Genomic DNA, 13,608 nt, shown 5'->3' with positions numbered 1-13,608 from the left:
TACCGCTATAAAGATATAGTGTATTTGATTTGCATCTTATTAATCGGCTGCCATTTCTATCACGCTAATGAGCATGTATAAAAATAACAGCACGATATTTATCACAGGTCAGATAAATACCCTGAACGAGGTATTTATTTATCTGTGGGGGACGACAGTCATTCCTGGTACGTTTCTACGCGGTTACGGCCATGGCTTTTCGCCAGATAGAGCGCGCGATCGGCTTTATCAACCAGTTGTTTGTAGTCAGGATGATAGTCATATTCGGCAACGCCGATACTGACAGTAATAGAGAAGGATTCAGTCATGGAAGCAGCTATACGCAACTCGGAAATTTTCTTACGCAGGGTTTCCAGAATAATCGAGGCCTGCGATTCGTCTGATTCAACGAGCAGGATCATAAACTCCTCACCACCATAGCGGAATACGTAATCGCTGCTGCGGATGTGCTCATAAATTACGGCCGCGACGTTTTTCAGCGTCATATCGCCAGTATTATGTCCGTAGCTGTCGTTGATCTGCTTAAAATAATCAATGTCCAGCATTGCCAGGGTAAAGGGTTTTCGTGAATGTAACGCCAGCGAGATTTCACGGCGCATAATAGTTGGAATAAAGCGGCGATTAAGCAGTTGGGTCAGCGAATCTTTGCCATTTTCCTGTTTGACCAGCGCTTCAAACATTGAGGCGAGGAGAAAATGGATTTTGGCCGAGAGTTGTCGGACGTCCTGCAATAAGCTCATCCGTTCGGTTTCGCCAGGCTGATGCTGATTCGAGAGTGTCTGTGTCAGACGGTTATCGATCTCAGCGATCACGGATTCCATTTCTGCCAACAGATTACCGCTGCCAAGAATGTGTTTCCCCTTATGAGAGAACCACATACCAAAATCTGAGTCCGCCAGGAACACCAGATCACCGGACGGTAATCCAGTCGCAATGTTGTAGATAAACTGATTTTCCCAATCGGTAAACGAACGAATTTGCCGTTCGCGCTCGACGTTGACGTCGTCGTAAATGGTCTGCAGCCGATACTGCTCCTGGGTGTGCATCGAGTTTTGATAGCTCGGAGAGTAGGAAACGGTCATGGCCTCCAGCGCGGTGTCCATCGCCAGACTGCTGAAACAGATAGCATCGCTCAACAGGCTGACAGAGTAGTCGGCCTTACTTTTCAGCAACTGATACAGCTCTTCTTTTAGCTTACGCGCCCCGCGGTTAACCAGATCGATAGGCAGGCCGATACGGGCGTGTACTACACCAATTTCACGCTGTTTTGCCAGCAAGAGCGAGAGATCTTCATATGCGCTGCCAAGCACGCTGCGTAGCCAGTCAAACATACTGCCGCTCAGTCGCGTACTGACCTGCTCCGTATTCAGAAACAACGCGCTCTCCGCATGAGAGAGCATGTAGTCATAAAAAACGGTCACTAAATGGCGGATCTCATCGTCGCTTAACCCTGTGAGGATCGTATGAACGTCAGGGGATGTCTGGCGTATTAGCGCCCGCCATTCTGTAAGGAGTAATGTGTCGTTTACGGGATCAACCTGTTCCATCTCACAGCCACTCAAAATGTGATTGAAAAATTCAGGCGGTATTACGGACAATTACGTCACGATGGTCAAGTGAAACTCTCTTTACGTATTAACGATGGCTAATACCTTCATAAATCAGCCTTAAGGCGAAGACGCCGATGATGGCACCAATCACCCGGCTGGCAACGCGCTGAATGCGACCATATGCACGGCGCACTGCAGGAAGAGAAAACGCCTGGCTGAGAAAAATACGCCAGATAACAGAAGAAAGCACAATGCCTGCCCATGCCATCAGTCTGGCCCAGGTCGGGGTTTCTGCACTTAAGGTGACTGAGAAAATACTAATAAAAAACAGTACGGTTTGCGGATTGGATAAATCCGTTAACAGCCCGCGACGAAAGAATACGTACCAGGGGGCGGAGATTGGTTGCTGTAACGTGGGCATTTGCGGTGTGGCCTGATGACGTATGCTATTCCAGGCAAACCACAGTAAGTATGCACCGCCGACGATTTTTATCAGTGAGAATATCTCTTCACATTGGGTGATAAGCGTCGCCATACCAAACAGGCCAAGCCCGGAGTAGAACGCATCGCCTAAGGCAACGCCCAGACCGGTCATCACACCCGCGCGTCGTCCCGACGCCAGGCTGGTTTGCACCACCACGAACAGGTTTGCACCGGGGTTGAAAAAGGTTAAAACAAACAGGCTAACGGTGAGCACAACGGCGTGCAGAGGTTCCATAGACAACGATTCCATCGGTGAGAAAATGAATGTTTACCCGCAGGTCATTTAAGCATCTGCACCTACTATAGTTTTAGTGCAATCACTATTCTGAGTATTCACTCACAGTGCACCATCAAACGCAGTTAATTTCTTAATGTCATCATTAATGCTATTTGTATCACCGAAATTGTCGGATAACGCGGCAGTTCTGGATCTCCTGTTGTGGCTACGGCGCAAGATTTCTTTATATTTCCGTTGGCTCTGGATCTTTTAATCAGGCTGAACTACTTATTAATCATCCTTGACTTGCACGCTGAATGTTCAGGGGTCGATGATGGCATAAATAACAAAACCTGGAGTTTTTATATGAAAACTGGATATAAGGTATTAATTGGTGCGCTGGCGTTTGTCGTAACCAACGTGTATGCAGCGGAATTTATGACAAAGGTTGAGTTTGAAAAGGTTGAGTCGCAATATACAAAAATTGGTGATATCTCAACCAGTAATGAAGTCTCCACCTCTGATGCGAAAGAAGATCTTCTGAAGAAAGCCGAAGAGAAAGGCGCAGATGTTGTGGTATTAACATCTGGCCAAACGGATAACAAAATCCATGGCACTGCCAATATTTACAAGAAAAAATAATACGTTGCATTGAAAGATAAAATACCCGCCAGTCTCTGTACTGGCGGGTTATTCTTTTAACCTGCGCCAAAACGTGGTCCGGCTGATACCGAGATATCGCGCCGCCGCTGTTTTATCACCGTTGAATTGTGCCAGCACCTGTTGTGGCGTCAGTGATGATATCTGGGGTATTTCGGCGACAATCGCCAGCTCTGGCAATAATTGTTGCAAGAAATGGACGTTAAGCTCTGGTTGTGGCTCGACGCTTAAAAACAATGCCAGACGCTCCATCATATTGCGCAGCTCACGAATATTCCCCGGCCAGCCGTAATTCAGCAGCGTATGTTCGCTGAGCCCCAGTCCTTTGCGCACAGAGTCAGAAAACGGCACATCTAATTCCGCCAGTGACTGTTTTAAAAAGCCTTCCGCCAGCGGTAAAATATCAGGTAGCCGTTCGCGTAGCGGGGGGAGTTTGAGGCGCAGAATGCTCAGGCGATAAAACAGATCGGTACGAAACTCGCCTTGTTTCATCTCTTGTTCCAGGTTGCAGTGCGTGGCGCTAATCACCCGTACCTCTACCGGAATGGGGTGATGTCCGCCTACCCGGGTGACCTCTTTTTCTTCCAGTACGCGCAGCAGTCGGGTTTGTAGCGGCAACGGCATTTCACCTATCTCATCAAGAAACAGTGTTCCGCCGTGGGCGATTTCAAACAGACCCGCGCGTCCGCCCCGCCGTGAGCCGGTAAAAGCGCCATCCTCATAGCCGAACAACTCCGCTTCCAGTAAGGATTCGCTGATTGCCCCGCAGTTGACGGCAACAAACGGTGGTGAGGGTTTACCGCGTCGATTCTCCTGGCGGGTGAAATATTCACGATGGATGGCCTGCGCCGCCAGCTCTTTCCCCGTACCCGTTTCGCCCTGAATCAACACCGGTGCGCGAGAACGGGCGTAGAGCATTATGGTGTGGCGAACCTGTTCCATCTGTGCCGAATGACCGCGCATATCTCCCAGTGCATAGCGGGTGCGCAGTGTATCGCCAGAAGCGTATTGACCGTTTCGCCGTAGCGTCAGGCGCGTCATATCCAGCGCATCGACAAAGGCCTGGCGCACGGTAGCTGCTGAATAGATAAAGATGCCGGTCATACCGGCTTCTTCCGCCAGATCGGTAATGAGTCCCGCTCCGACCACTGCTTGAGTGCCGTTGGCCTTCAGCTCGTTGATTTGTCCTCGGGCATCTTCTTCGGTGATATAGCTACGCTGTTCAAGCTGTAAATTGAAGGTCTTTTGAAAGGCGAGAAGCGCAGGAATGGTTTCCTGATAGGTAATGACGCCAATTGATGATGTGAGTTTTCCCGCTTTCGCCAATGCCTGTAGCACATCGAAGCCGCTGGGTTTAATCAGGATCACCGGAATTGATAAGCGGCTTTTCAGATAGGCACCGTTGGAGCCCGCCGCAATGATCGCATCACAACGCTCGCTCGCCAGCTTCTTGCGGATATAGGTGACCGCTTTTTCAAAACCAAGCTGGATAGGGGTGATGGTCGCCAGGTGATCGAACTCCAGGCTGATGTCGCGGAACAGTTCAAACAGACGCGTAACAGAGACCGTCCAGATAACCGGTTTGTCGTCATTCACCCGCGGCGGAAGATGCGTATCAGCCATAACCAACTCAAAAAGTAAGGAACCGAATATTGGGTTTAGTTGTGTTTCATACATGTTGCAATGAAACGTTCATCTCGGTTTCATGAAACGATAGCTGACACGCTTTTGTACATAAAAAACGCAGGAGTTAAATGTAATTCTTTGTTTTAAAAATAAAAAATAGGATTTCAGCAAAAATTCAGGTCTTTGGCATACCCCTTGCTTTAGGTTTATCAACGAACGATAACAAGTTGATAACAAGAGGACGGGATATGTCTCTACACTCCCCAGGGCAGGCGTTCCGCGCCGCGCTCACCAAAGAAAATCCATTGCAAATCGTTGGCACCATTAACGCCAACCATGCGCTCTTGGCCCAACGCGCCGGATACCAGGCGATTTACCTGTCTGGCGGCGGCGTGGCGGCCGGCTCATTGGGATTGCCCGATCTCGGTATCTCTACGCTGGATGATGTGCTGACCGATATCCGCCGTATCACCGACGTTTGCCCGCTGCCGCTGCTGGTGGACGCTGATATCGGGTTTGGATCGTCGGCATTTAACGTAGCGCGTACCGTGAAGTCGATTTCCAAAGCTGGTGCTGCTGCGCTGCACATTGAAGATCAGATCGGCGCTAAGCGCTGCGGCCATCGTCCGAACAAGGCGATCGTTTCAAAAGAAGAGATGGTCGACAGGATCCGCGCGGCTGTTGATGCGCGTACCGATCCTGACTTCGTTGTCATGGCGCGTACCGATGCGCTGGCGGTGGAAGGGCTGGACGCGGCTATCGATCGCGCGCAGGCGTATGTCGAAGCGGGCGCTGACATGCTGTTCCCGGAAGCAATCACTGAGCTTTCTATGTACCGCCAGTTTGCTGACGCGGTGCAGGTGCCGATCCTCGCTAACATTACCGAATTTGGTGCGACACCGCTGTTCACCACCGATGAGCTGCGCAGTGCAAATGTTGCGATGGCGCTCTATCCGCTGTCGGCCTTCCGTGCCATGAACCGCGCCGCTGAACGGGTATACAACGTGCTGCGCCAGGAAGGGACGCAAAAGAGCGTGATCGACATTATGCAGACACGCAACGAGCTGTACGAAAGCATCAACTACTACCAGTTCGAAGAGAAACTCGACGCGTTGTATACCCAAAAGTAAGCCGTCGTAGGCCGGATAAGGTGTAGCCGCCATCCGGCAATAAATTTGTACCCTACATATTATAAAAATGACGAGGACAACATGAGCGACACAACGATCCTGCAAAACAGTACCCATGTCATTAAGCCGAAAAAATCAGTCGCGCTGTCCGGCGTACCCGCCGGAAATACGGCGTTGTGTACCGTAGGTAAAAGCGGTAACGATTTACACTATCGTGGCTACGATATTCTCGATCTGGCGCAGCAGTGTGAATTTGAAGAGGTTGCGCACCTGTTGATTCATGGGAAATTACCCACCCGTGATGAACTCAATGCCTATAAGAGCAAATTAAAAGCGCTGCGTGGCTTACCCGCCAATGTCCGTACCGTGCTGGAAGCGCTGCCAGCAGCATCACACCCGATGGACGTCATGCGCACCGGCGTCTCCGCGTTAGGTTGTACGTTGCCGGAAAAAGAGGGGCATACCGTCTCTGGTGCGCGCGACATCGCTGACAAACTTTTAGCCTCACTCAGCTCAATCCTGTTGTACTGGTATCACTACAGTCACAACGGCGAGCGTATCCAGCCGGAAACTGACGATGATTCGATTGGTGGCCACTTCCTGCATCTGCTGCATGGCGAAAAACCCTCGCAAAGCTGGGAAAAAGCCATGCATATTTCGCTGGTGTTGTATGCCGAACATGAATTTAACGCCTCCACCTTTACCAGCAGAGTGATCGCCGGTACTGGCTCAGACATGTATTCCGCGATTATCGGGGCGATTGGCGCACTGCGCGGCCCGAAACACGGCGGAGCCAACGAGGTATCGCTGGAAATCCAGCAGCGCTATGAGACACCAGATGAAGCCGAAGCGGATATCCGCAAACGCGTGGAAAACAAAGAAGTGGTGATTGGCTTTGGACATCCGGTTTACACCATTGCCGACCCGCGTCATCAGGTGATTAAGCGCGTGGCGAAACAGCTCTCTCAGGAAGGCGGTTCGCTGAAAATGTACAACATCGCTGACCGTCTGGAAACCGTGATGTGGGACACCAAAAAGATGTTCCCCAACCTCGACTGGTTCTCGGCGGTCTCCTACAACATGATGGGCGTCCCCACCGAAATGTTCACACCGCTGTTTGTTATCGCCCGTGTTACTGGCTGGGCGGCGCACATTATCGAACAGCGTCAGGACAACAAAATTATCCGTCCTTCCGCCAATTATGTTGGCCCGGAAGATCGCGAATTCGTCGCAATTGAAAAACGTTGCTAATGCAAAACCTCTAAAGATAAAAACAGGAACCCCTTTTATGTCCGCTCATATTTCGAACATTCGCCCTGAATTTGACCGTGAAATTGTTGATATCGTTGATTATGTTATGAATTACGAGATCACCTCAAAGGTGGCGTATGACACTGCACATTATTGCCTGCTTGATACCCTCGGCTGCGGCCTGGAAGCGCTGGAATATCCGGCCTGTAAAAAGCTGTTAGGGCCGATTGTGCCGGGTACGGTGGTGCCGAACGGTGTTCGTGTACCGGGCACCCAGTTCCAGCTCGATCCCGTTCAGGCGGCATTTAATATCGGCGCGATGATCCGTTGGCTGGACTTCAACGACACCTGGCTGGCTGCTGAATGGGGCCATCCTTCCGATAACCTCGGTGGTATTCTGGCGACGGCTGACTGGTTGTCACGCAATGCGGTGGCGGTCGGCAAAGCACCGTTAACCATGAAAAAAGTGCTGACTGGCATGATTAAAGCCCACGAAATTCAGGGCTGTATCGCGCTGGAAAACTCCTTTAACCGCGTTGGACTCGACCATGTCCTGCTGGTGAAAGTCGCCTCGACCGCCGTTGTTGCCGAAATGCTCGGATTAACCCGCGATGAGATCCTCAATGCGGTGTCGCTGGCGTGGGTCGACGGACAGTCGCTGCGCACCTATCGTCATGCGCCGAATACCGGCACGCGCAAATCCTGGGCGGCAGGGGATGCCACTTCACGCGCAGTGCGTCTGGCGCTGATGGCCAAAACTGGTGAGATGGGCTACCCGTCTGCGCTGACGGCGAAAACCTGGGGCTTCTATGATGTCTCCTTCAAAGGGGAATCGTTCCGCTTCCAGCGTCCGTACGGCTCTTACGTGATGGAAAACGTGCTGTTTAAAATCTCCTTCCCGGCTGAGTTCCACTCACAAACAGCGGTTGAAGCGGCGATGACGCTGTATGAACAACTGCAGGCGGCGGGTAAAACGGCGGCGGATATTGAAAAAGTGACCATTCGTACGCACGAAGCCTGTATTCGTATCATCGACAAAAAAGGTCCGCTGAATAACCCGGCGGATCGTGACCACTGCATTCAGTACATGGTGGCTATCCCACTGCTGTTCGGACGCTTAACCGCAGCTGATTATGAAGACGGCGTGGCGCAGGACAAACGCATTGATGCGCTGCGCGAGAAGATCAATTGCTTCGAAGACCCAACCTTTACCGCGGATTATCACGACCCGGAAAAACGCGCCATCGCTAACGCCATCACCGTGGAATTTACCGATGGATCACGTTTTGAAGAAGTGGTGGTGGAGTACCCCATTGGCCACGCGCGTCGTCGTAATGACGGGATGCCGAAACTGGTCGAAAAATTCAAAATCAACCTGGCGCGTCAGTTCCCGACCCGTCAGCAACAGCGCATTCTGGATGTCTCCCTGAACAGAGCAAGCCTGGAGCAGATGCCAGTCAACGAATACCTTGATTTGTTCGTTATCTAAACCTGCGTGCGGCAAGGCGTAAGTTCAACAGGAGAGCATTATGTCTTATAGCGATTTTTATCAGAGTTCGATTACGCAACCTGAGTCGTTCTGGGCCGGGCAGGCCCAGCGTATTGACTGGCAGCAGCCGTTTGCTCAGGTACTGGATCATCGTCATCCACCGTTTGCTCGCTGGTTTTGTGGCGGGACGACTAATCTGTGCCATAACGCCATCGACCGCTGGCTGGAGAAACAGCCTGACGCGCTGGCGCTGATCGCGGTTTCATCGGAAACCGAAGAAGAGCGCACATTTACCTTTCGTCAGTTGTATGACGAGGTAAACGTCGCGGCGGCGATGTTGCTGTCGCTGGGCGTACAGCGCGGCGACAGGGTGCTGGTCTATATGCCGATGATCGCCGAGGCGCACATTACGCTGCTGGCCTGTGCGCGTATTGGGGCGATCCATTCCGTGGTCTTTGGCGGATTTGCCTCACACAGTGTGGCGGCGCGGATCGACGATGCCCAGCCAAAGGTCATTGTATCGGCGGATGCCGGGGCGCGCGGGGGCAAGATCCTGCCGTATAAAAAGCTGCTCGATGATGCCATTGCACAGGCTCAGCATCAGCCGCGCCATGTGGTACTGGTTGATCGTGGTCTGGCGAAAATGGCGTGGGTTGAAGGACGCGACCTCGACTTTGCCGCGCTCCGCCAACAGCATCTCGGCGCGCGTGTGCCGGTGACCTGGCTGGAATCGAATGAAACCTCCTGCATTCTCTACACGTCCGGTACAACCGGTAAACCGAAAGGCGTGCAGCGTGATGTGGGCGGCTACGCGGTGGCGCTGGCGACCTCAATGGACACCATTTTCGGCGGCAAAGCGGGCGGCGTTTTCTTCTGCGCGTCGGATATCGGCTGGGTGGTGGGACACTCGTACATCGTCTATGCCCCGCTGCTGGCGGGGATGGCGACAGTGGTGTACGAAGGGCTGCCAACGTACCCGGACTGCGGTGTATGGTGGAAGATTGTTGAGAAGTATCAGGTCAGCCGGATGTTCTCGGCACCGACTGCCATCCGCGTGCTGAAGAAATTCCCCACCGCGCAGATCCGTAATCACGATCTCTCGTCGCTGGAAGTGTTGTATCTGGCGGGTGAACCGCTGGATGAACCGACCGCGAGTTGGGTAACGGAAACGCTGGGTGTTCCGGTTATCGACAACTACTGGCAGACCGAATCTGGCTGGCCGATTATGGCGATTGCCCGTGGGCTGGACGACCGACCGTCGCGCCTGGGCAGTCCTGGTGTGCCGATGTACGGCTACAATGTGCAACTCCTCAATGAAGTGACTGGCGAACCTTGTGCTGCAAATGAGAAGGGGATGCTGGTGATTGAAGGGCCGCTGCCGCCGGGTTGTATTCAGACCATCTGGGGTGATGACGAACGCTTTGTGAATACCTACTGGTCGCTGTTCTCCCGCCAGGTTTACGCCACCTTTGACTGGGGCATTCGTGACGATGACGGTTATTACTTCATTCTGGGGCGTACGGATGACGTGATCAACGTCGCCGGACATCGCCTGGGCACGCGCGAGATAGAAGAGAGTATCTCCAGCTACCCGAACGTTGCTGAGGTAGCGGTAGTGGGGGTGAAAGATGCGCTAAAAGGGCAAGTGGCCGTCGCGTTTGTCATTCCAAAGCAGAGTGACAGTCTGGAAGACCGCGACATTGCGCATTCTGAAGAGAAGGCGATTATGGCGCTGGTGGACAGCCAGATTGGTAACTTTGGTCGTCCGGCTCACGTTTGGTTTGTGTCGCAACTGCCGAAAACACGCTCCGGAAAAATGCTCAGACGTACGATCCAGGCGATCTGCGAAGGCCGCGATCCCGGCGATCTCACGACCATTGACGATCCGACATCGTTACAGCAAATTCGCCAGGCGATAGAAGAGTAGCCGTGATGAATTGGCCCGGTGGCGCGATGCTTACCGGGCCTGCGACAGCGACATGACACTCCCCTGGCCGGATAAGCGCAGCGCCCTCCGGCGTAGGGTTAGCGCCAACTCAGCTGATAATGATAACGTCCTGCGCTCAACTGAAATTCCGGCGACACTGAAGGGCTCCACGAATCATCCCCGCCGACGCCCATATGGAAACCGTCAATGTTGAGCCATGTTCCTGCTTCCGGCTGCAGCAGATGGCGATGGCTGGTTTCCATCAGCTGCTTCTGGCTGTAACGGCTGATGTTGAACTGGAAGTCACCACGCCACAGATGCTCCCCGTAGCGTAATTCGCGTGTCCCGCAGCGCAGGCCGTTTTCACTCGGGAAGACGTACGGCGTATACATCTCATCCAGCGTCAGATCCCAACGATCAAAACAGGCAGCGCTCAGGCGATCCGGGTAGTTCTCGTGCGGCCCAAGACCCAACCAGTTCACCCGCTCAGCCACCTGCGCCAACTGGCAACTCAGGCCGATACGCGCCGGATGCGGCGTGCCGCTGGCCACATCGACATCCACGGTAATCTGCATCTCGCCGTGGCCGTCGAGATGATACGATTTACGGCTGACAAACAGCGTTTCGCCCTGATACTGCCAGGCATGCGCGGTGGTGATAAGGATGCTGTTCGACAGCGCTTCGGCCTCACATTGCAATAGCCATGGCTCAGCACGGTAATGGCCCGCGGCCTTCCAGCGTTCGACCCAGGCATTAGGATCGATGCGCGTTACTTCGCTGATGCCGATGTCGTTATCCAGCGGCGCGCGGGTAAACTGATCGATTAACGGCGCTAACAGCTGTGCTTTTTCGGCCAGCCAGTATTGCGTCAGTAAGCCAGTCCGGCGGCAGAATTCCCAGCGTTTATCGCTGATGATTACCGTAAACGCGTCATCGCGGATCGTCAGCTGTGGCGCTGTGCTGGTGCGAGGTTTACGCGCCAGATTGAGTTTCTCTTCCAGCTTCCACTGCTGCCAGGCACTGATATGCCCGGCGTCTGACCACGCAGTAGCCTGGGGTTGTTCCACGCGGACTGTCAGCCATAGCTGGCCTGCGGTTTCCGGCATCGGGATAGCCGGCAGGGTGATCAACTGGCGGCCCTGTGGGGCGATATTCAGAGTGATTTTTCCGGCGGCCAGCGGATTGCCGTCCTGGGCGATGGACCAATGCAGGATTTCGTTATCGCTGTGGCGGAACAGGTATTCACTGCGAACTTCAATCTGGCGTTGGGGGCCAGGCAATAGCGTAAACTGGAAAAACTGCTGCGCGTGTTTGGCCTCATACAGTGACGGATGCGGCGTGCGGTCGGCAAATACCAGCCCATCCATGCAAAACTGGCGGTCGTTCGGTGTGTCGCCAAAATCCCCGCCGTAGGCTGACCACGGATTACCGTTGTTGTCATATTTAATGAGCGACTGATCGACCCAGTCCCAGACGAATCCTCCCTGCAGGCGCGGATACTGGCGGAATGCCTGCCAGTATTTGGCGTAGCCGCCAAGGCTGTTACCCATCGCATGAGCATATTCGCAGAGGATCAGCGGGCGCTGCTCGCCGGGCATCGACAGCCATTTTTTGATTGACCATTTGGGGACCGCCGGGAAGGGTTGATCCTGGTCTACGCGGGCGTACATCGGGCAAATAATGTCTGTGGCTACGGTATCCGCGCCACCGCCTTCGTACTGCACCGGGCGAGAGGGATCTTCCGATTTCAGCCAACGATACAGCGCGTCGTGGTTCGCGCCGTGACCGGACTCATTGCCCAACGACCAGATGATGATACTTGGGTGATTGCGGTCACGCTGTACCATGCGCGTGACGCGCTGGCTCATGGCGGGAAGCCATGTTGGGTCGTCGCTCAGGCGATTCATGGGCACCATACCGTGGGTTTCGATATTGGCCTCATCCACCACATACAGACCATAGCGGTCGCACAGGGTGTACCATAGCGGGTGGTTTGGGTAATGCGAACAACGTACGGCGTTAAAGTTGTTCTGTTTCATCAGCATGATGTCCTGCACCATCGTCGCTTCGTCCATCACCTGACCGTTTTGCGGGTGATGTTCGTGGCGGTTAGCACCACGAATCAGCAGCGGTTGACCGTTAAGCAACAGCAGGCCGTTTTCGATGCGGACCTCGCGGAAGCCGACGTCACAGGCCTCGGCTTCAATCAGCGTACCGTCAGCGGTATGAAGCTGCACAACGGCGCGGTACAGATTAGGCGTTTCGGCACTCCACAACGCCGGGTGTTGAACGTGGAGGCGCAGCGTAGTGCGATCATGATAAGCGCCGCGTTCATCAACAATCTCGCTGCCGGGCGGTGAGGTGAATTCGCCAACCAACGTTTCGCCGTTCCACAATTGCAGGGTCACGCGTACATCCTCACGCTCGTCGCCTGCTATCCGGACTTCCGCTTCCAGCACCGCACGGCTGAAATCATCATTAAAGCGGGTATTGATGCGTAGGTCACGGATCTGCGTTGTGGGTTTATGCAGCAAAGAAACGTCGCGAAAGATGCCGCTCATGCGCCACATATCCTGATCTTCCAGATAGCTGCCATCGCTCCAGCGCAGCACCATGATGGCCAGGCGGTTTTCGCCGCGCAGCAGATAATCGCGAAGATCAAATTCAGACGGCAGGCGGCTGTCCTGACCGTAGCCGACCCAACGACCGTTGCACCACAGATGAAACGCGGAGTTCACGCCGTCAAAAATAATACGCGTCTGACCCTCATCTAACCACACGTCTTCGATACTGAATGTGAGCGAGTAACATCCGGTAGGGTTCTGCGTCGGCACACAGGGCGGATTGACCGGGAATGGATAGGTGATATTGGAGTAGATTGGCGCATCATAACCGCTCATCTGCCAGTTAGACGGTACGCAGAGGGCATCGGCCTGCGGTAAATCATGCTCAAGCCAACTTTCTGGCACTGCCTCTGGTGCGGCAAACCAGGCGAACTGCCACTCGCCGTTTAACGAAATCCGTTGGGATGAAGGCCGGTTGTTACGGGCATCATCCACACAGCGCCAGCTATAAAACGGTGGATGTGCCTCCAGACGGTTTATCTGTGTGACGCCGGGATTTTCCCAGTCACGGCGCGCCAGTACGGCGGCAAGTGAGTCCGAGCTCAGAGCCATAGCGGTATCTCATATTTGTTATTCGCTCACAATTTAATAAACATAAGGCGTGCGGTGAGACGCTGTAAAGCCGGGCGGGTTTAATGGGTGAACTGACTC

Annotated in this window: 9 protein-coding genes; 5 read left to right on the top strand and 4 right to left on the bottom strand. The window is 53.6% G+C overall.

The genetic code is table 11. The features are described 5' to 3' along the window. Positions 1-158 precede the first annotated feature (158 nt). Both ACLJXE_RS06670 and ACLJXE_RS06665 read right to left on the bottom strand, forming a co-directional pair. Positions 159-1,547, bottom strand: a complete 1,389-nt coding sequence (locus ACLJXE_RS06670; RefSeq protein ID WP_410750421.1) for a diguanylate cyclase — start codon at positions 1,545-1,547, stop codon at positions 159-161. Positions 1,548-1,635: 88 nt separating this feature from the next. After that, positions 1,636-2,268 (bottom strand): LysE family transporter, encoded by a 633-nt coding sequence (locus ACLJXE_RS06665; RefSeq protein WP_286628585.1) that lies wholly within the window; start codon positions 2,266-2,268, stop codon positions 1,636-1,638. 348 nt (positions 2,269-2,616) lie between these two features. Here ACLJXE_RS06665 and yahO point away from each other — a divergent pair, with 348 nt between their 5' ends. Next, entirely contained in the window at positions 2,617-2,892 is a 276-nt protein-coding gene (gene yahO / locus ACLJXE_RS06660; protein ID WP_286628702.1) for a DUF1471 family periplasmic protein YahO, read from the top strand. A gap of 48 nt (positions 2,893-2,940) precedes the next feature. Here the strand turns inward: yahO and prpR are convergent, their stop codons facing one another. Beyond that, positions 2,941-4,533 carry a propionate catabolism operon regulatory protein PrpR gene (gene prpR / locus ACLJXE_RS06655; RefSeq protein WP_410750420.1) on the bottom strand — a complete coding sequence of 531 codons (1,593 nt, stop codon included), beginning with the start codon at positions 4,531-4,533 and terminating at the stop codon, positions 2,941-2,943. 251 nt (positions 4,534-4,784) lie between these two features. Between prpR and prpB the strand changes: the two genes are divergently transcribed. From prpB to prpE, 4 genes are all read left to right on the top strand, one after another. Beyond that, a complete protein-coding gene (gene prpB, locus ACLJXE_RS06650) occupies positions 4,785-5,666 on the top strand; it encodes a methylisocitrate lyase (protein ID WP_410750419.1) in 882 nt (293 codons plus the stop codon). A gap of 81 nt (positions 5,667-5,747) precedes the next feature. Then, positions 5,748-6,917 (top strand): 2-methylcitrate synthase, encoded by a 1,170-nt coding sequence (gene prpC / locus ACLJXE_RS06645; RefSeq protein ID WP_286628582.1) that lies wholly within the window; start codon positions 5,748-5,750, stop codon positions 6,915-6,917. Positions 6,918-6,954: 37 nt separating this feature from the next. After that, positions 6,955-8,406 carry a bifunctional 2-methylcitrate dehydratase/aconitate hydratase gene (locus ACLJXE_RS06640; RefSeq protein ID WP_286628580.1) on the top strand — a complete coding sequence of 484 codons (1,452 nt, stop codon included), beginning with the start codon at positions 6,955-6,957 and terminating at the stop codon, positions 8,404-8,406. A gap of 40 nt (positions 8,407-8,446) precedes the next feature. After that, on the top strand, positions 8,447-10,333 hold the full coding sequence (gene prpE, locus ACLJXE_RS06635; protein WP_410750418.1) for a propionate--CoA ligase: 1,887 nt from the start codon (positions 8,447-8,449) through the stop codon (positions 10,331-10,333). A 98-nt stretch (positions 10,334-10,431) separates the two neighbouring features. On the opposite strand, the gene ACLJXE_RS06630 is transcribed toward prpE, so the two are convergent. Further along, positions 10,432-13,509 carry a beta-galactosidase gene (locus ACLJXE_RS06630; protein ID WP_410750417.1) on the bottom strand — a complete coding sequence of 1,026 codons (3,078 nt, stop codon included), beginning with the start codon at positions 13,507-13,509 and terminating at the stop codon, positions 10,432-10,434. Positions 13,510-13,608 lie beyond the last annotated feature (99 nt).

Source organism: Citrobacter sp. U14242 (assembly GCF_046555775.1).
Taxonomy (GTDB): domain Bacteria; phylum Pseudomonadota; class Gammaproteobacteria; order Enterobacterales; family Enterobacteriaceae; genus Citrobacter.
The sequence above is the reverse complement of the archived record's forward strand: the minus strand, read 5'-3'. Positions and strand labels throughout refer to the sequence as shown.